This window comes from Seonamhaeicola sp. NFXS20, assembly GCF_049132085.1.
Lineage (GTDB): Bacteria > Bacteroidota > Bacteroidia > Flavobacteriales > Flavobacteriaceae > Seonamhaeicola.
On the sequence record NZ_JAFMPU010000005.1, the window covers coordinates 1 to 18158 of the forward strand.

The following is an 18158-nucleotide window of genomic DNA, read 5'->3' on the forward strand; positions in this document are numbered from 1 at the left end:
TAACAATCCGAAAAAATTGTCCTTGCGAAATGAACTATTGCACCACAACAGTTGAATAAACACAATTGTGTTTATCTACATTATATTTATCTCAGTAAATATAATTATTTTTCTTACAAATCAAATGGGTTTTTATAAAATTAAAACTGCTTTTTGCTACATGGGTATAGATTTCTGTAGTTTTAGTTGAATTGTGTCCCGATAAAAGTTGAATGTACCTTATGTCTGTTCAATACATAAAAATTGCTTTCTTTTATTTAGACTCGTGGAGGGATTAATTCAAAATGCTAGTTCAAAATTAAAGAAACAGAAGACATAACAAATCAACTTTGGGATGTTTTTGAAAAAACGATTTAGTATTAATATTTCATACTGAATTAAGGTATTGCAAAATAGCAAATTAGGAGAAAAAGTTTTTAATAGCATTCTGTAAAAAAGGAAAGGTATAAAAGACTTATAAAAAGAAATAAAAAATGATGAGGATTTTGAATATTTTAAAAAAGTTTAGTAATACGCCATAGCACATTGCTTTTTCTCATTCACCCTGTCTCTAGCCCCAGTCGAGAGGTCAAAAAAGCAATAAGCTATTGGCAAAAGTCCTGTATAAGTAGCTTGTTTAAATGCTGTTTCACCAAACAACTATTTAAAACGCTACCCATACAAACACTTCATCCAACGCTCAATAAAAAACAAAACCTATTTTTTAAGAGATAATCCCCCTTAATTATAGTATTTGCTTAACTTTACTCGCACCCAAATCTTATTTTTATTTATGCGTTTATTAAGGCTATATAGTTCTATTTTAGTATTATTTTTTTCAGTAATAGTAAGTGCCCAAATACCTACTTATTACAGCAATATAGATTTCTCTCAAACCGATGATGCTCTTAAAAATCAAATAAATACATTAATAATAGCAACATATACAAACCAATTACCATATACAAGTGCTTCTACAGATGCTTGGGATATTATTAAAACAGTAGATTTAAACCCTTCAAATAATCAAAATGTGCTTTTAGTTTATGGTTATGATGATTTAGATAATACCTATAAAACAGATAGAACACGTAGTAAAGACTTAAATTGTACCTCAAACTCATGTATAGGTTTGTGGAATAGAGAACACGTTTTTGCAAAATCATTAGCAAACCCAAGTTTAGACACAAGTTATCCCAGTGCAGGTACAGATGTACATAATTTACACGCTTCAGATTCACAAATGAATTCTTCAAGAAATAACAGAGTATATACATCAGGTAATGGTAACTCTACAATAACAGCACCTTTATAACTTAAGTAACTCGCAAGTTTTAAAGAATAATTTCCCGTATTCCCAAAACAGTAAAAAACAGAAACGCCTTTGGTTTGCTTAACTACCCAATTTAACATGGATTGATACCCCTTAACATCATTAGTAAAAACACGGTGTTGCATTGCTAAGTGGCAACTTACGTCTATTGTTTTTTTTTTAGATACATCGATACCTACTACTTCTTCATAATTTTTAATACTTTTATATTTAGATATTTAAATTATGTAGCATAAACTATTTCCTTTAACGGGCTCTGGTAACCTAGTATTCCAATTGGTTCTATGCAACAGTTAAGAAGAAAAGAAGACTAGTACGTGTAATAAGACATTAACTTGAAGGCCGTTTTAGTTCTCTTTAAATTAATAAATCAATATAAAAAATCGTTAGCTATAATTTGAATGAAGCAATTAGTTCAAGATTTGATTAAGTTTCAGAATTTATAGATTTCATGTTACTAAACAAATAAACATCCTGTCCTTGCAAATATTTATTCAAACATTACTTATATGGATTATAGTAGTCCACCACCAAGAAAATTACGCTTATATTTTTTGGAGGAGATTAAAAACCCGTATTTTGCTTTAAGTCAAGTCTTTTAACCAATAAGAAAATGAGTAAACCATCCGTATCAAATTTTTTATCATTTTAATTATGCATTTCTTATGTAAAATAGCCAACATAGGGATCAATAGAATTACGTCGATTTATTGGAATCATCAAACTTTTGTTCTCGTTTTTTTGCTAATCACAAGCGTAATAAGGGCGCAGGACATCAAAATAGACAGCTTAAAGAAAGAATTGGCACTTCATACCAAAAAAGATACTGTAAAAGTTAATTTGTTAATCGATCTTTCTAAAAGTTATTCTACATCAGATATAAACCAATCCAACGGAAAAGCTCAAGAAGCCTATGATTTGGCTAAAGAGCTTAATTACAAAAAGGGAGCTGCAAATAGTCTACTAAGATTGAGCAATAATGCTTTAAGAAACGGAGAACGAGATAATGCCGAAAACTATACGCTTAAAGCCTTCGAAATATGCAAGGAACTGAAGGATCCAGATTGTATTTATGCTTCCTATACGTCTTTGGGAAAAATAGCATACTTAAACGGTAAATTTGATAAGGCTACCGACTTTTATAAGACAGTACTTGAACTAAGCCTTAAAAATGGTGACTCATTAGTTCAAGCAAATATGTATAATCATATTGGAGCCTCCAGGTACAGAAAAGGAAATTTTGATGAAGCTATCGACCTGTTTAAAAAAGCAGCTAATATAAGTGAACAATTAGGGGAGGAAAAGTTAAACTTGGACATTTTAAATAACATTGGTGCTATTTGCCTTAATCAAGGTAGGTATACAGAAGCTCTAGCTTATTTTAATAAATGTTTGAGTATACATACTACAAATGATAACAAGGAAGATATTGCCGTTTCTTCTTATAACATAAGTGCGGTTTATTATGAATTGAAACAGTACGATAAAACACTTGATTATCTAGATATTGCGCTAAATATTTATAGGGAATTAGATGATAAGAAACAGATTTCCAGAACATTAATCAATAAGGGTGCGGTTTATGCAGATTTAAAAGATTTTGAAAACGCCTTGTTGTATATGACAAAATCTATAAACCTTAGCAAAGAAATCAATGATAAAACAGAATTAAGTGGGGGTAATTTTCAACTTGGGGATTTATACTTTTTAATGGATCAACCTATAAATGCTTTGAAACATTATAAAGCTTGTTTAGAGATAAGTGAATCTATTGGAGATAAGATTTATAGCTGCCATGCCCATATTGGATTGGCAAAAACGTATGTTTCTCTCAAAAATTATTCTAATGCTCTAATACACGCCGAGAAAGGAAAAAAAATAGCAAATGAACTAGAACTTCTGCCTCAGCAAATATTGGTATACAAAACAATGGCAACCATATATAACGCAAAGGGGAACTATAAAAAAGCCCTTGAAAGTCATCAGCAATTCAAATTATTGAACGACAGCCTCTTTAATAAGGAAAATATCGAAAAAATTGCCCAGTTGGAATACGAATACAAATACAAGCAGGCATTGGATTCTGCTAGTATACGCGAATTAAAACTTACTAAAACGGTAATGAGCACTTCACAAGACCTTGCAAAGACCAAACAAAATTATCTTTGGGCCGTTATCGGCATTTTGGTTATCTCTATCCTGTCCGGTTCTTTGGTATTCTATCAAAAATACAAGAACGTTAAAGTAAAAAACCAAAATATTATTACCGAACAAAGGTTGTTGCGCTCGCAAATGACTCCACATTTTATATTTAATTCGCTTTCAGTCTTGCAGGGCATGATCTTGAACAAAGAAGAGAAAAAATCAATTACCTATCTATCAAAGTTCTCTAAACTATTACGACTTGTTCTAGAAAATTCAAGGGATAAAATAGTTCCCCTCATTCAAGAATTGGATGCCATAGACAATTATATGATCTTACAAAATATGGACGCCAATACACCTTATGACTATAGTTTGGTGGTGGATGAAAACATAAATATCAATCTCTTTTTGGTTCCGCCAATGTTAATTCAGCCTTTTATCGAAAATGTTATAGAACATGCCTTTACCAATGACCAAGAACAATGCGAAATAGAGATTCACCTTAGTTTCAAGAATCAAAAGTTAAGCTGTACCATAACAGACAACGGTGTTGGAATAGATGCCATGCTCCAAAAAACAAATAAAAAAAAGAAGTCGTTGGCCACCACCATTACCAGTGAGCGGCTAAACCTTTTGGCCAAAGATTTCAACATGCCAGGATCCGTATTTGTCGAGGATAGAAAAAAATATAATGAGCAAGGAACCAAAGTTACTTTGATCATTCCCTATAAAATAATAAAGAATTCATGAAAGCACTTATCGTTGAGGACAAAGCCTATATTAGAAAAGGCTTGATAAATCTTTTGGAAACGGTTGAAACCAATATAGAAATCATAGGTGAATGTGCTACGGTCAAGGAGGCCGTTGTGGTCTCGAATGCCTGTAAACCAGAATTGATATTTCTGGATATAAATCTCACCGATGGTACTGGATTCGACTTTCTAGAACAAACCGGGCACCTTAGCTTCAAAACCATATTCATTACCGCCTATGAAGAATATGCTTTGAAGGCACTTAAGGCCGGAGCCGTAGATTATCTTTTAAAACCTGTTGACGTTGAAGAATTGGATTTGGCCTTAAAAAAGATAAAGACCTTACCTTTTACTGAACAAAAAGAGCAAATAAATACGGCAAAAAAAGTTTGGTATCAAGATGATGCTACTCTGGTTCTTTCGCTTAGCGACAGTTTTCAGGTCATAAACCTGCAAGAATTATTGTACTGTGAATCCGACAAGGGGTATACCACATTCTACTTGGCCAATAATAAAAAATACGTGGCTTCCAAACCATTAAAGGAATACGAGGAGAAACTTGAAAAAGTCAATTTCACCAGGCCCCACCAGTCTTTCATGGTAAACTTGAAATTCATAGACAAATACGATAAGTCGGGCATCATCTATTTAAAGAATGGTCAAAAAATTCCTGTTTCCTCCCGAAAAAAGGAAGCTTTTATAACCACTTTTTTGAAATACAATAGTCATTGAGAAATATTGTTCCAATGATTAAGATCAACAGAAATAGCCATCTCTCCAAAACGCATATTCCCTTACTTCGCACGAATAATAATTCTCGGTTTACGAAAATAGATTGGCTATTTCATAGGAAATGCCATTGCCCCATCTTTACCCTGACCAAACCATTTCTTACTTAAGCCCGCTTCGAAAATCACACTTTTCCAATGGTGCTTATCAAGAAATATTAATATCAAATATTAATGGAAAACATCAAATCCAAACTAGGCCAAGGAGGCCTTGTACTTGCAGCTATGAGCCTAATTTCTGCTCTTTTGTCAATTTTTGATTACAACATCAGATTACTTGCTTGGATAGATAGTTGGGGCAGTACCATAGGATGGGTGCTCAGGGTAGTATTGATTCTAGCAGGTGGTGCGATGTTTTTTCTATTTGGAAGAGCAGAAGAGTAATAGTCAATCAACATAAAAAAGCATAAAAATGAAAATACACCCAATAATTTTAATGATAGTAATAACGCTGGTTTCCTGCGGAGGAAACATGGCAAAACAGCCTGCCAACGCCGATGGCTTTGCGGGCATTGAGAAAGAAATGAAAAGTGAATTTGGAGATAGTGCTTACTATACGGATTTGACTATCATTTACAATGAATCCATCGGTAATAGCATTTCGACCACGGTAACCGATGCCCCTGAATCTTTAAAAATGAGGCAATGGACCTACTCATTGGGCAACTGGAACCAAACTTCCGAAGTAACCTTGGAAATACCAGAGGGTACCAAGGCGGCAGATTTTATGTTTCAATTGGGTGAAAAAATCAGTCTTGGGAAATTAGGAGCACTCGTTGAAAAATCGAGTGAGCAATTAAAGGCCGAGAAAGACATCGAGAACCCCCGACTTGAAATGGCTTTTGTCAAATACCCAAAGAACGGTGATGTGAGTGATGCTCAATACATCGTAAAACTGCAACCTGAAAATGGGGGGACTTCTTTTTCTTTTTCATACAAAATAGACGGTTCATTAATTGAAATGGACTACTAAAATTCCGAACCTATTCCTCAATTAAATTAATTTATTTAACCAAAATAATCATGAACAATAAACTTAAAACTATTTACTTAGCCGTAAGTGTACTTTTTCTAAGTGTTGCCTGCAACAATGATGATGATGGAGTTGTAACCGTAACACTGTCCGATTTAGAGGTAAGCCTAGATGAAAATCCCCAAGAAGGTGATTCCGTGGGCACCGTACAAACCGATGTTTCCGCCACAAATTTTAATATCGTCTCACAAGCACCTACGGGAGCTTTGAATATTGACGGTTCTACTGGTGAACTTACTGTAGCCGATGCGACCTTATTCGATTTCGAGACCCATCCTACGATTACGGCAACCGTTACCGCAGACAATGCAGAAAATTCGGCAAGCATTACTATAAACCTGAATAATGTGAATGAGGTTTCCGGTCAGAATTTAGAGGTGACCATAGATGAAAATCCTGCCGAAGGGCAAGCTATCGGTAGTATACAGACCATTGGCAATGCTTCGGGCTTTGCCATCACGTCCCAGACACCGAGCGGCACTATGGATATTGATTTCAATTCGGGTGAACTTACCGTATTAGATGCTTCGCTATTCGACTTTGAAACCAATCCTGTACTGACAGCGACCGTTTCTATTGAAGATGCCGATAATCCGGTAACCGTAACCGTGAATCTTGAGAATGTAATTGAAGTAACGGCCCAAGACTTTACGGTCTCTATTGATGAAAACCCAACGGATGGACAGGTTTTAGGAACTGTACAGGCCAACAGTAACAGTACTTTAGCGTTTTCATTTACCTCGCAATCACCCATGGGCGCCATGGCCATTGATGCTGCTACGGGAGAATTAACGGTAATTGATCCCAACCTATTCGATTTTGAGACGAACCCCGTGATTACAGCAGAGATTTCGGTGACAGATGGTGCAGAAACAGTTACGGCCACGGCCACCATCAATCTAAACGATGTAGATGAAGTATCTGCCACAAATACGGATTTGACCATTGATGAAAACCCTTCCAATGGCGATGTTGTAGGAACCTTACAGGCCAGTGGCTCAAATGTAACCTATACCATTACCTTCCAGAATCCGGCTGGTGCATTTACGATAGATCCAAATACAGGTGAATTGTACGTAGCGGATGAAACCCTTTTCGATTTTGAAACCAACCCCAATATGTTGGCCACCATTTCGGTAAGCAATGGTACCGAAACAGTTTCTGCCAATGCGTTCGTAGAACTTAATGACTTGAACGAGATTGGGGAATTCAAGTATGGTGGTGTTATTTTTTGGATAGACCCTGCAAGTAACAATAGTGAAGGCTTGGTTTGTGCAATTTCAAGTTTAACCGTTAACGCCTGGGGTTGTTCAGGTACACTAACAGGGGCTTCTGGAGCTGGTATCGGAACAGGAGAAACCAATTCTGAGGCAATTATAGCTGCAGGTTGTATTCCATCTGCCGCATTATCTATTTCCAATTTAGATTGGAATGGTTATGATGATTGGTTTTTACCAAGTGTGGATGAATTCAATGAAATAGCGATAAACTACGACGATTACATTGCACCAACGATACTCGCCAATGGAGGAAGCGCCCTTTTTAGTACAGTATGGACTTCTACAGAAGTTAATGCAAATGATGCTTATATAGCTTTTTTAGGGGGCAGTGCTCCCATAGCCCTTCCTAAAAATACTGCAAATTTCACCGTATTGCCAATCCGGTCTTTTACGGACTTTTAAAAACAAACTACCGCCACAGATGGTCAAAACCATCTGTGGTTTTTCATTTATAACCAAAATCATACAACCAATGGAGAACTTAATTCAAATAAAACAACCATACAATTCTTTAGATGAACTCTATGAAGTCTTAAAAAAAGAATCCGGTTTTGAGTGTTCAAAAGAATATGATGTTTGGGAACAACGTACAGACACCAGCGGTCAAATGGCACAATGTATTGTACTTAAAAAAAGTGGCATGCACGCTGTTAAGTTACTTTTTGTGAATGAAAACACGGTGAAAGTAAACCATATCATTCCCAATAAACTAATGCATGCCTATTTCGGAAAAAGTGTAAAGGCTCGCAGAAGCATCTTAGACGTGATTACTGGAGCCCTAAAGCAGGCCGTCTTGGTAAAATCGCAGCAGCAAGCCTTTGAGGAATTGGAGGGCAAAATTAAAAGTTTAGCAGCCTAAAATCAATAATGTAATCCAATTAATTACATAACAATAATGGATAAAAGCAACAATTATTTTCCACCAATACATCTTAAAAAATCATCGACAAGGCAGGATGAAAAATGGGACGAGGCAGTAGCTCTTTTTAACAGTAAACAATATAACGAGGTAGTGCCTACCCTGCTGGATTATGTTGGGAATCATCTTTCCGGTAAAAAAAAAGGTGACACCTACGAAATACCCCATGGGTCGGTAGTGGTATCCATTACCCAAACAACTGATGAGCTGTTGATCAAATGCCCTTTTTTGAACATAAAAAATGCCAAAAAAGTACCCATGATGCGAAAATTGGCAGAACTCAGAATGTATCCGCTCAATTTGACCAATATAGTTTTAGATGGTCATTTGGTGTATTTTTCTTTTTCATGCCCGATAAGTCTTTGTGAACCGTACAAAATCTATGGGGTGCTTCGGGAAATATGCTATTACGCAGATAGCTATGACGACGAGTTTATAGAAAAATTTGGTGCAACCCACATACAAGAGCCAAAAACAACCCCTTTTCCAGAAAACAGCAAACAGGAAGCTTACGATAATTATCTAAAAATTTTGGGGGATGGCCTACAACGATTTGACCGGTACATGGAAAAACGGCATGGAAACAATGCATGGTACATGTTGAACATCACCTTAAAAAAGATAGAGTTCCATGCAGAGCCCCAAGGGTATATACGTACCCTATTGGAAAAGGCGATAGACGGACTTTTTGATGGTAGGCTACCATTTCATGACCGATTGCTGAATGGAAAATTGGCCTTGGAAAAATTGAAAGAACTCCCTAAGGAGCAATTCATGGCCGACCTCTATCAGACAGAAACCTTTATTCCCTATAAATACAGCGGAAAAAAGGAAAATATCAGAGAAAACTGGCAAGAAAATTATGAAGAAGCGCAGGAAATGATCTCCAATTCCAGATTCGAGGATGCTTCTAATCTTATACAGTCCTGTTTTTACAATATGTTCTTTTACAATTTGGTGAACGAAGAAATCAGCAAACCGATTACCGACGCCCTATCACAAGCCAGTGATTTGCCATGGAGCCAAGCGGCCCCCATTCTTTTAAAGGGCATGCAAACCATCATGGAAGATACGTTTATGGGTGCCGATTACGGTATGGACCTTACAAAACTTATGGGCGAACAAATGCAGCAATCCATGGCGGCCATGCAAAAGATCATGGCAAATTTTAAAACCAATTAAGCAAGGAATCATGAAGAATATAGAAAGTTCGGTATTTAAAGTAAATACTTCAAACGGCACGGGCACAGGTTTTTACAATAAAGAAGATGATATTATCATCACAAACTACCACGTTGTGGCGGGTTGTCATACCGTTAGCCTGGAAGGGAAAGATAAAAACAGGTACTTGACCCAAGTACTTTATGTAAATCCGGGAAAGGACATTGCGTTTTTGCGAGCTAACGACCTTCCAAAACCTATTGAAACGGTGGTGATTAAACATCAGACAGAATCAAATTCAAGAGATAAGGTGATCGTCTTGGGCTATCCCTACGGTATGCCGTTTACGGTAACCGAAGGTATTGTTTCAAATCCGCGCCAAAGTATAGGTGGCCGCTATTACATTCAAACGGACGCCGCCATCAATCCTGGAAATAGCGGAGGGCCGGTAATCAATGAAAAAGGGGAGTTAATGGGGATTGTGACCTCAAAATTTTCCGATGCCGACAATATGGGTTTTGCCATTCCCATGGAAACCCTTCGGGAAGAATTACAAATTGTAAATGATTTATCGGATTCCTTTACCCTAGGATGTCCCAACTGTGGGGGGCTTATTGAAGAAAAGACCGATTACTGCCCCAATTGTGGTGCAAATATAGACGAAAAGTTATTCGAAGAAATGATCCTTTCTGACTTTAGCCTAAAGGTAGAGGAGGCCATCACTAAATTGAGTATTAATCCCGTTTTGGCTAGGTCTGGCAGGGAGCGTTGGTATTTTCACCAAGGCAGTGCAGAGATACGCATATTCGTTTATGACAACAATTATCTATTCGCCACCTCTCCCCTAAACGACTTGCCCCGTAAAAATCTGGCCGAGATTTATGAGTACATCCTAACTGCGGATATGGGCCCGCATCGATTGTCAATTTCCGATAATCAGATCTATTTATCGTACCGCATCCATATCAGCGATTTGTATTCCGACCATAAAAATGAAACTCTGGAGTGTCTAGCCCAGCTTGCCACCAAAGCGGATGAACTCGACAATATATTCGTGAACGATTTTGGAGCAGAAATGACGCATTATAGTAAATAGTGCTTCCTAAGTCTAACATATCACATGAAACAGGTAAACTTAAAAGGATTAATGGTTCTACAATATAATATTTCACAGCATGGCACATTCTTAATAAAGTTTGGTGCTATGCTGTTCATTGCCCTATTATTTGTTTCATGTAAGGCATTAGTGCCAACTTCTAGAGAAAAAGTGGTTTTTAAGACTTTGGATTCCGTACTATATCCATTTCAAGAAATCACGAATGATAATGGATTAAAATCATTTTCTGATTTGCTTGAAGAAAAAGAAATAGTGCTTTTAGACGATTGGAGAAAGACAACATCAATTTTAGCAAATTTTTTTCAAGCGGAATGCGCGGGCTGCTCCAACCGAACAGCAGACCTAAACCCCCTTTATAAAGCAGAAAAAGGAAAGTTTATCCATTTTGGAATTCAAAACGAGATGGGTGTCGAGAATTGGGTTTTTAAGAAAAACGGACGATTTATCACCCGTTTTTATATGTTTCAAGGCGAAACACAAGAAAAAATCAACGAAAAACTAAAAGACTTTCGAAATATAGACTATGTGTTGGAAGGAGTTTATCCAATCGAAATCAATACTAAAAATGCTTGCCTAGAACATGTATCATATGCTCATGGTTTAGATGCCGACAATCAATGGTACAAAACCATATCTCCAACAAAAATCAGCTATGCTATAGACTTAAAGCAAAAAAATCCCGTTTTAAGATTTATGTTCAAAGGTGGATTGTACTCGTATCAAAAACCTAATAAAAATGGGCAAAATCAAATCATCAACTTTGTGGAGCCCTCTTTTTACGCTAATGCTGTAACTATTGATGAGCCTCAATCCTATTCTTCCCTTACCGATGCCTTTTATGCCAATGCCACATTTTTCTTGTTCTTTTTGGAGCAAGATGCCGAAGTTTCAATCCGTATGAAGTCAAAGATAAAGGGTATGGATTTCCGTTTCTCCGTGCTAGAAAACAATGGTTTTTTCACCATGGAAGAATACCTCAACAAAAAGGGAAAATTGCATGGTCAATATCGAGAAAAATTAAAAAAGGGCGAGTACTTGATCCGGGTTGTACATGAGAATGCAGATTTCATGCAAAACCCATTGTATACCGTTGAGATAGATAAAGAAAACGTGCATTAACCCGAAGCTATGAAATCATATGACCATTAAAAATAAACCAACGTTGTGTTCATTCTAATCATTGCCATACTGATTATTGTAGCAATTCTGCTGTTGATTCTTGCTTTTAGGTTTTTCAAGTGGACCTTAAAAAGCAAAAAACGGATACGGGCAGTTTTGGCCGTGTTGGTATTTGGTGCGACGGGACTGGTAATCCACCACTTCTTTTTTAAGGATATGCGGTTTATTCAGTCAAACGTATATCCCAATTTGTATTTGGTAAAATATCCGAATAAAGATTATTCCGTAGTACAGAAGGCCATACAAGAAAAAATAAAGGTGCACCTACAGACCGAGCATAAAACCGGAAAACCACTTTCGTATACCGGCGAAAATGGGATTTATTTTTATAAATACGGGGGAATGACCTTTGGTTTTATTGGAGAAGCTGGTACTGGCTATTTTATTGACCATGAAGAAGATTTTGGGGGCTTTGTAAGCGAAGAACTGGGTATGTACCGTGATTACCGCTTGGCAGAGTTTTATTATGACCCATGCCCAAATGATTCAACCTTATACTGTGGCGAAATCAATTATTTCAAAGAAGGTGAATTCTTTAAAGCAGATAGCCTAAAGAATATTTTTTCAAATGGTATTTATCCTAAAACAAAACGTGTAAAATGAAGTTTCAAGTTGTAATTATAGCACTCATATTGCTGTCTTGTGGCCAGGAGAACAAGCGTGTTGAAAAAGAGCAAAAAGCTAAAGATTCGGTGAATACCCTTCTTATGGAAGCTTCAGAAAACTTAAACGCGGACGAATGGGAGGCTCCAGCTGAAGCTCAAGAAAAAAGTCCAACGGATATCAGCATCCTAAACCTGTATAAATCCATGGAAGACAAGGATGAAGAAGAATTTCTACGGCAGTTTCCTAAGGATTTTAAACAATTTCAAAGCTATTTTGGCTGGGATACACCAAATGACGCCCCCCATGAACTTTACGAACACAGTATACATTATATCGAATACTTGTTTTATTTGCTGCGAACCAACAAATACCCTAATTATGAAAAAAATATTATCCGTATTTGTGAGAACGGACAATGGGAAGCAGATGGGGTCAACTACTTTCAACATCATGTGCTAAACTATGTAAGGGAATACAAAAAATATTACTTGATAAACGAGCTAAGTAACGAAAAGGCAAAATCGGTGCTATTCTTTCTCTATGACGGGCCACATCCAAAATTTGATGCTGATTTTGCATCACATTTAAATACTTCAAAAAAACAGATTTTAGAGGATTTATTTGAAACAGCGTTTTTTGATGACAATGAAAATCCGGACCCATTTCCAGAAGACCAAACCAATAGCACCTTCACCTTATCCGATTACATGGAAAACGAGCACTTTTTTATCAGGGATATTGACATCAACAACGATGGTATACGTGATAAAATAGTAAGTGCAGGGCCTTATCAAGGAGACGAACTATTGCTCTTTACAAATGAAGGGGAAGAATACCGATTCGCTTTAAAAACCACCAATTTTTCTGAAGATGGAGGCAACCAAATTGTTGATGTGGTCGCAGAACCCGATGGTTTTTTCATTAAAACTGCCTTTCCTGATGGCGGACTAAACGAGGCCAACCATCACATAGCCTTTAAAAAGAATAGTTGGATACTGACCAATTCGGTCTACAGAACCCGAAGCAGCAATCAAAAAGATGCTTTTATCTATGTATGCGATGTAGCGCAAGGACTAAATATGGCCGACACCCATTTTTTTGAGAAACTAAAGGGGATGCCCGATGAAGTTGAAAAAGACACTGTTTGCACGAAAGAAATGTTATAGATGCGAATTTTAAAACACATATTGGCCTATCTATTTTGGACGCTGTTGTCATTGTTCATAGGCATTGGCTATATGCGTTTGGTTTTAGGAGCCAATACGGCAAGCGAAGAAGGATTGGGCTATCTGCTGCATCTATTTTATGATATAGGGATGATTCAAGTTGGTCTGTGGGTTGGGAGCGCCATTGCAATCTGCTTTGTGTTGTTAGATATTTTTTACCTAAGAAAGAAACTGAAAAACAATCCCAAAAAGACGGTTATCCGTTTGGCGGTATTGCTAATGATTACCATACTCGTTGCCATAGTGCATTATTTACTCGAAAAAGTCATTGACGTAATTTAAAATAAGAAATGAAATACTTAATCCTTCTACTTTCTCCTTGGTTCCTTTCCTGTAACCATGGTGTTAACGAGAAAAATACACCCAAAATAAAAGTTCAGAAAATAGAAACAATTCAGGAGAAAGTTGACGCACCAGCAACCGATATTAAACCCACAAAGTTTAAAAGTGCATTGCGGCCCAACAAACCAGTATTGTTGAATGAAATATATACTGATACCCTAGAGTTTAGCGACTATTACGACGATGCCGATGTCTGCTTTCTGATCGGCAAAAAAAAAGGTGTAGATATTTCACTGGTATATACCTGGGATTGGATGAACAATCAAGAATACAATTTTAGACCAGGGGATATGATAGCGGTGCAATGGAAAATGGATAGCCTAGTTGAGGGCGGTGATGAAGAAGAGATTGAGATTTTGGAAAGGGCCTTGAACGCCAGAAAAATAGCATCTCACAATCATCCGGTACAATTTTTAAGTCGCCAAATAGCCTATGATGAAGCCGTGGGTGCCGAGGTAAGTACTATGGTCATCAACCAATCCTATTTGCACAATATCACGCCACCAGAAAAGGCGGCCTTGGCCTTTGTAGCTTATGATATTGGTAACGAATGTGAATGGGGTTATGATTCAAAAGGGGAACGTGTCCTGTGGTGTCGCATAGTATCAGCATTGGATTTGGCCCACCAATGTTCCGACAGGCAGCTCAGCTTTTTACGAAAATGGTTTGCCAAGGATACTATCTCCCTGAAAAAACTGGAAAGTTGTCCCACGATGCCGAACACAGCAACAATTCAGACCACTTTTGATGAGATTCTAATACAGAACAATAAAGCCGAAAAAACAATTACGGTGAGCTATAAAGTGACTGGAATTAATATGCGGGCGTCAAAATCATGGCAATTGTCACAGACCGATGTTTTTGAATATGATTCGGAGCATATTGCTTTGGTCGATTCAAAAAAATCGGATGTATCTGAAGATAAAATCAATATGAATCCTGATGCCGTTGAAAATACTGGCCCTCAAACCTTTGTTTTGTCCCTTAAAGACCACATACTGGAAGAATGGAAGAAACAAGACAATTTTGATTCCCTTAAAATCACATTTACCAATAATGTTTTAAGTATTAAAGACGATGAAGGTTTTACGTTAAGTAATTACGATTTTAATGAGATGGTCATTAACGGAACAAAAGAACCCCAAACAATATACCTAACGGTCACCAAAGAAGGAGGCAGTGCGGGTGGCAATGTAATGTTGGCAGAAACTTATTCTTTAACAGTTCTGGATACTGAAAATTTTGAGATAGCGAGCGTAAAATCCTCATTAATCGATTAAATAGTAAAACTTTAAAAAATAGTAAATGCGATTAAAATTAATAACGGTATTTCTAGGAACCACGACGTTGCTTTTCGGGATAATGGCTGGCGTTTTATATGTCCTGATCAATTCATATGAGGAAACAGTATATGAGCGTGAATTGACCATTATGAGCTATCAAAAAGTCATCGATGCTATGGGAAGAAGTAATGGAATTTCATGGGATAAGCTAAATACTGAGCTTACGATAGACTTTAATCTTGGTGAGAGTGGATATAATGGCTTTAATAATCAATATTATTATGTGCTACACCCTAAAAACAGAAAGGTAAACCCTCATGAGATGTCGAATTTCATGGGATTGCAGTTAGTTTTTGATCAGCATAAAAAACTAAAAACAGTGGATTTATATAAACCATAATCGTCATTAAATGAAAATTCAATATCACATAGCCTTACTAGTACTAATAATCTCCTGTGGCCAAGGCCCCAAAACGGATAAAGAACCGGAGATCGAAACCCAAGGCGCCGTTGAAATCATTGAAACGGCATTGGACACCTTACCTAAGAGCGTGCATTTAGATTTTGGCGAAGTAATTGCCAACAGCCAAACTAAAAAATTGCCACACATCGAAGACACAAATTTTGACAGTTTTATCGATGAAGACGATTACGATGAAGTAGATGCCGAAGCTTTGAAATTGAATCAAATCTATCCTGATTTTAATTCGGAAGGCCATAATTATAGAGCGATCACCATCTATAAGATACCTGTGAATACAAATTTTCACACCATTGTCACAACCATTCAACACGGAGATAATGAAATGGAGACGATTATAATCAATTATGATACGGAAGGGAACATCATAGATCACAAACAAGTAGCTTTCGATGAAATAGCCGAAGGCATGTCCAGGAGCGTCTCCCGAATTAGCGAAAGCAAACTAACGGTAAACAAAATATTTTGGGGCAACACCAAAGAAGTGGAAGAAATTGAATATGAAATTAGGGGTAATGGCACCATTGAAAAAGTAAGTGTCAAAAAATTGAACGATTCCTTTAAAAATTTTGCGCTGATCAATGGCGTTTTAACGGACCTGAATTTGGATTGGGTGCAAACAAAGACCGATTTGATCAGTACTCTGGAACACCCTGACAACCCCAACGAAAGCATTGTGGTCATCCCAGAAGTTGTGGATGAAGGCGAGCAATATTTTGACCTGAACAGCCACATTGTAATTGCGGACAACCGTTCTGGAAAAATAATGAACAAGTACTTTGAAAGCCAACAGTCGAACCAATGGGTATCGGACGCAGTTGAATTGCGGGAAATAATCATTGACACGGCCCTGTATCCTATTACTGAAGAAATAAAAGCTTTTGGAATACACGTGAATTACTACGGAATGTCACGGGTCAATCCGTACTCCAATAAAACATTAGCAATATTCGTGAAATCCGGTGATTCTTTAAAAAAAGTGTTGCACAACTATAGTGTGATGAACTATGGCGGGGAGTGGGACGGTGATTGTAATGGCGAATTTGTTCATGAGGGGAAAACTTTGGTGACCGGCACAAAAAAATCCAACGGCTATTATGATATACTGGTCAACAATAAGATAACAAAGACTAAAAACTTTACGGATAAAAATGGTGAATGCCAATCAAATGAAACCGTTGAGAGGAAAGAAATGACCCTGAAATTCAATGGAAGTACGTATGCCGAACATGATTCTGAGGCTATTTTATTTTCCGAGTACCATCCAGAAAAATTGGAGGGTATTCACATAGACAGATTTGATGTAGATCATGCCTATCAGTTGGAGGCATTCAAAATAGCAGCAGGAAACTATAAACCAGAAGACGGACGAACCGTAGCCCCAGATACCGAAACGGATTGGGGCGATAGGCTTTTAATGTTGGATGCATCCAACAAAACAGTATACCAATCAAAAGGGGTTGGAGACCTCTATCTTTTTGAGCCCCATTTTTATAAAAGCAGCGCATCGGACAAAGTCATTATTATTTGTCAAATGGCATTTGAATATCCATTTGGAGGTGAGGCCTTTATTCTTGAAAATGGAACCCTAAAACAAATTGGAACCCTTGATATGGAAGGTGGTGATGAAGAAAAATATTTGACCGAAATCGTAGAAATAAATGAGATTGACGACACCATCATTTTCGCACTGAAATCCGATGAAGTGATCTTGAAGCCTGGTTCAGAAGACACGCTTAAGACCAATAAAAATGTCATTTACGTGTATCAAAACAACGAATTGGCGTTGAAAACAAATTAGAAATGAATTTTAGGAACATCCCATTTTTGATAGCATTCTTTTTGGTTCAGGTGTTTTACGCCCAAAGTGAATCTATGCTGCCTGAGCTGCCCGCCAAGGGAAGGTCAATGCAAAATATAATTCCGACCAATTATAAAATTTTGTCAAAAGCTTCAGGAGATCTAAACGGAGACGGTTATAAAGACATCGTATTTGCGATCGAAAGTCCCATAGAGAAAAAATATGTCTATAAGCACGGTTCTGATAGCGATACCCTACACATTAACCCGAGGGTATTGGGTATCTACTTTGGCAAACGCAATGGAAAATTCAAGAAAGTACTTCAATCCAACGCGTTTATCATCAACCGAAATACACCGAATATGGACGAGCCTTTTAAAGGGTTACAAATCCTTCCAAATGGAGATTTGCAAATTGATTTCTATATATGGCCATGTCGCGAATGCACTTCATGGTCTTCTCACGAATACCTTTTCAGGTTTCAAAATAAGACTTTTGAATTGGTAGGGTATGAAGAAAGCATAGAGAACAGGGTTTTAAACGAGGGAACTTCTTATAGCATCGATTTTCAAAATAAAACACTGAAAATGATAACCGAAACCCGCAATGAGGACGATGAACGTGAATATAAGGAGGCCTTACAAAAATTTGAGTTAGATCACTTAAAAACAATCCAGTCTTTGGGTAAACCATTTGAGTGGGAATTTCAACAGTTACGCATATAACCATTTAA

General features: G+C 37.1%; 18 protein-coding genes. 17 read left to right on the forward strand and 1 reads right to left on the reverse strand.

The window, feature by feature from the left end; translation table 11 throughout:
• Nucleotides 1-772 precede the first annotated feature (772 nt).
• The 5 genes from J1D01_RS08725 to J1D01_RS08745 all read left to right on the forward strand — a co-directional run bounded on the left by J1D01_RS08725 (nt 773) and on the right by J1D01_RS08745 (nt 5970).
• Nucleotides 773-1294 (forward strand): endonuclease, encoded by a 522-nt coding sequence (locus tag J1D01_RS08725; RefSeq protein WP_421150564.1) that lies wholly within the window; start codon nt 773-775, stop codon nt 1292-1294.
• A gap of 819 nt (nt 1295-2113) precedes the next feature.
• Entirely contained in the window at nt 2114-4207 is a 2094-nt protein-coding gene (locus J1D01_RS08730) for a tetratricopeptide repeat protein (protein ID WP_421150565.1), read from the forward strand.
• A complete protein-coding gene (locus J1D01_RS08735) occupies nt 4204-4941 on the forward strand; it encodes a LytR/AlgR family response regulator transcription factor (RefSeq protein ID WP_421150566.1) in 738 nt (245 codons plus the stop codon). The genes J1D01_RS08730 and J1D01_RS08735 overlap by 4 nt, the downstream gene beginning before the upstream one ends.
• A 281-nt stretch (nt 4942-5222) precedes the next feature.
• Complete coding sequence (locus J1D01_RS08740; protein WP_421150567.1) at nt 5223-5381, forward strand: hypothetical protein; 159 nt, start codon at nt 5223-5225, stop codon at nt 5379-5381.
• Between the two features lie 28 nt (nt 5382-5409).
• Nucleotides 5410-5970 (forward strand): hypothetical protein, encoded by a 561-nt coding sequence (locus J1D01_RS08745; RefSeq protein ID WP_421150568.1) that lies wholly within the window; start codon nt 5410-5412, stop codon nt 5968-5970.
• A gap of 73 nt (nt 5971-6043) precedes the next feature.
• Here J1D01_RS08745 and J1D01_RS08750 read toward each other — a convergent pair whose 3' ends face one another.
• Nucleotides 6044-6199 carry a hypothetical protein gene (locus J1D01_RS08750; protein ID WP_421150569.1) on the reverse strand — a complete coding sequence of 52 codons (156 nt, stop codon included), beginning with the start codon at nt 6197-6199 and terminating at the stop codon, nt 6044-6046.
• 439 nt (nt 6200-6638) lie between these two features.
• Here J1D01_RS08750 and J1D01_RS08755 point away from each other — a divergent pair, with 439 nt between their 5' ends.
• From J1D01_RS08755 to J1D01_RS08810, 12 genes are all read left to right on the forward strand, one after another.
• Nucleotides 6639-7712, forward strand: coding sequence for a hypothetical protein (locus J1D01_RS08755; protein ID WP_421150570.1), 1074 nt, complete (start codon nt 6639-6641; stop codon nt 7710-7712).
• Nucleotides 7713-7731: 19 nt separating this feature from the next.
• The gene (locus J1D01_RS08760; RefSeq protein WP_421150571.1) at nt 7732-8169 is read left to right on the forward strand and encodes a hypothetical protein; all 438 of its coding nucleotides are present in this window, start codon (nt 7732-7734) and stop codon (nt 8167-8169) included.
• Nucleotides 8170-8205: 36 nt separating this feature from the next.
• Complete coding sequence (locus J1D01_RS08765) at nt 8206-9411, forward strand: hypothetical protein (RefSeq protein ID WP_421150572.1); 1206 nt, start codon at nt 8206-8208, stop codon at nt 9409-9411.
• Nucleotides 9412-9421: 10 nt separating this feature from the next.
• Nucleotides 9422-10486 (forward strand): trypsin-like peptidase domain-containing protein, encoded by a 1065-nt coding sequence (locus J1D01_RS08770; protein WP_421150573.1) that lies wholly within the window; start codon nt 9422-9424, stop codon nt 10484-10486.
• A 24-nt stretch (nt 10487-10510) separates the two neighbouring features.
• The gene (locus J1D01_RS08775) at nt 10511-11626 is read left to right on the forward strand and encodes a hypothetical protein (RefSeq protein WP_421150574.1); all 1116 of its coding nucleotides are present in this window, start codon (nt 10511-10513) and stop codon (nt 11624-11626) included.
• A 216-nt stretch (nt 11627-11842) separates the two neighbouring features.
• On the forward strand, nt 11843-12289 hold the full coding sequence (locus J1D01_RS08780) for a hypothetical protein (protein ID WP_421150575.1): 447 nt from the start codon (nt 11843-11845) through the stop codon (nt 12287-12289).
• A 206-nt stretch (nt 12290-12495) separates the two neighbouring features.
• Nucleotides 12496-13458 carry a hypothetical protein gene (locus J1D01_RS08785; RefSeq protein ID WP_421150576.1) on the forward strand — a complete coding sequence of 321 codons (963 nt, stop codon included), beginning with the start codon at nt 12496-12498 and terminating at the stop codon, nt 13456-13458.
• Nucleotides 13459-13800, forward strand: coding sequence for a hypothetical protein (locus J1D01_RS08790; RefSeq protein WP_421150577.1), 342 nt, complete (start codon nt 13459-13461; stop codon nt 13798-13800). It abuts the gene before it with no gap.
• Between the two features lie 8 nt (nt 13801-13808).
• On the forward strand, nt 13809-15140 hold the full coding sequence (locus J1D01_RS08795; RefSeq protein WP_421150578.1) for a hypothetical protein: 1332 nt from the start codon (nt 13809-13811) through the stop codon (nt 15138-15140).
• A 25-nt stretch (nt 15141-15165) separates the two neighbouring features.
• Entirely contained in the window at nt 15166-15543 is a 378-nt protein-coding gene (locus J1D01_RS08800) for a hypothetical protein (RefSeq protein ID WP_421150579.1), read from the forward strand.
• A gap of 10 nt (nt 15544-15553) precedes the next feature.
• Nucleotides 15554-17425 carry a hypothetical protein gene (locus J1D01_RS08805; protein ID WP_421150580.1) on the forward strand — a complete coding sequence of 624 codons (1872 nt, stop codon included), beginning with the start codon at nt 15554-15556 and terminating at the stop codon, nt 17423-17425.
• A gap of 2 nt (nt 17426-17427) precedes the next feature.
• Complete coding sequence (locus J1D01_RS08810) at nt 17428-18150, forward strand: hypothetical protein (protein WP_421150581.1); 723 nt, start codon at nt 17428-17430, stop codon at nt 18148-18150.
• The last annotated feature ends 8 nt before the right edge of the window (nt 18151-18158 follow it).